Here is a 1,422-nt window from a genome sequence, read left to right as displayed (position 1 = left end):
CCGTGAGAGGACGGCTTCGCCGCAAGGTTGAAGCGCCATCGGTCGGGGAAATCACGGTTGCCCCCTTTTGTAAGTCCGCGCATAAAGTGATGACGCCGTGGCAATGAACGGCGCTGTTCGGCGGGGGCTGTGCATGGGGTTGTTCGATTTTCTGAAGGTGACCGTCAAGGACGAGAAGAAGGCGGCGCCGCGCCGGCCCAACGCGTCCGCGAGCCCGTCGAACGCGATCGAGTTCGACGGCAAGAGCTTTCCCTTGGCCGGAGTCAGCCACAAAGGATTCGTGGCGACCGGCTTCGACGGGTCCCTGATCCCCAGCCAGACCGCGCGCATCACGCTGCGGGTCGACGATGCCTATGGCAAATTCAGCTTCGCCGCCACCGTGACCATCGAGGAGGTCAAGGGCGGGTCGGTGTCCGGTGCCTGGAACATGCTGCCGCCGGAGGTCGAGGCGACCATCCGCAAGTACCTGCAGATCCGCAAGCAGAAGACCGGAAAGTAAGGGGCACGGTCTTGACCGGACGACCGCCGTTCAATTGGCGGTGCGGAGCGCCGCGTCGCCGGCTTTCCCCACGGCCTTGACAGCGGCGTTCGCCCCGGCATTCACCAGGGTCGGGGCCATGGCCGTCGCCGGCGTGGCGATCTGGTGCATCCGCTCGATCCATTCCGACAGGGTGACGAACTCGCAGCCCTTCGCGCGCATCGCGGCGATCACACGGGGCAGGGCGTTGAGGGTGGATGGGTAGGTGGAGTGCAGCAGAAGCACGCTGCCGGTTCCCGCCTCGGTCTTCACATGCTGCACGATGCGGTCGGGGTCGCGGACCTGCCAGTCACGGGTGTCCACGGTCCACAGGACCGGGCTCATGCTTTCCTCGCGGGCGATGGCCAGAAGGTCCGGGGTGTATCGCCCGTAGGGCGGGCGGAACAGCACCGGATTGGCGCCGAACCCGCGCAGGATGCGGTTGGCCTCGGCGATCTCGTGCCGCTGCGCTTCGGGGTCCATGGCGCGCAGGTCGGCGTGGGTCAGGCTGTGGTTGCCGATCTCGTGCCCGGCGGCGATGAAGTCGCGGATCACCTCGCCCTGATTCTCGGCGACACTGGCGACCGGAAAATAGGTCGCGGGGATCTTCTCGCGGTTCAGCACGTCCAGGATCTGGCGGGTGACCACCCGGTGCGGCCCGTCGTCGAAGGTGAGGGCGCAGAGGTTCCAACCCTCCTCCTTCAGCGTCGCCGGCATGACGTCGAGCGCCGTGTCGGGGATCACCGCGCCCAGCCGGCCCTTGCGGCGCACCGACTTTTCGATGGCGGCCATGGTCCGGGCGGCTTCCGGGGGGTAGGTGATCGCGCCGTCGGCCTTGCCGTCCACGTTGGGGCGGGGCAGGGGGAGTTGCGCGCTGTCGGCGGGCGGTCTGGTCTCCGGTGCTT

General features: G+C 67.6%; 2 protein-coding genes. One reads left to right on the top strand and one right to left on the bottom strand.

Translation table 11 applies throughout. From position 1 onward, the window contains the following. The first annotated feature begins 133 nt into the window (after positions 1-133). The gene (locus Q4I23_RS32660) at positions 134-499 is read left to right on the top strand and encodes a hypothetical protein (RefSeq protein WP_454019308.1); all 366 of its coding nucleotides are present in this window, start codon (positions 134-136) and stop codon (positions 497-499) included. Positions 500-529: 30 nt separating this feature from the next. Here the strand turns inward: Q4I23_RS32660 and Q4I23_RS32655 are convergent. Continuing rightward, positions 530-1,422: polysaccharide deacetylase family protein (locus tag Q4I23_RS32655; RefSeq protein WP_498528997.1), on the bottom strand; the 893-nt coding region annotated here is incomplete at its 5' end.

The organism is Azospirillum sp. UFLA03-27 (genome assembly GCF_059803775.1).
This window is presented reverse-complemented; position numbering and strand designations above follow the sequence as displayed.

Bases quoted from the DNA above. Each gene is read 5' to 3' on its own strand.
- Q4I23_RS32660 (WP_454019308.1), top strand. From the start codon at position 134: ATGGGGTTGTTCGATTTTCTGAAGGTGACCGTCAAGGACGAGAAGAAG.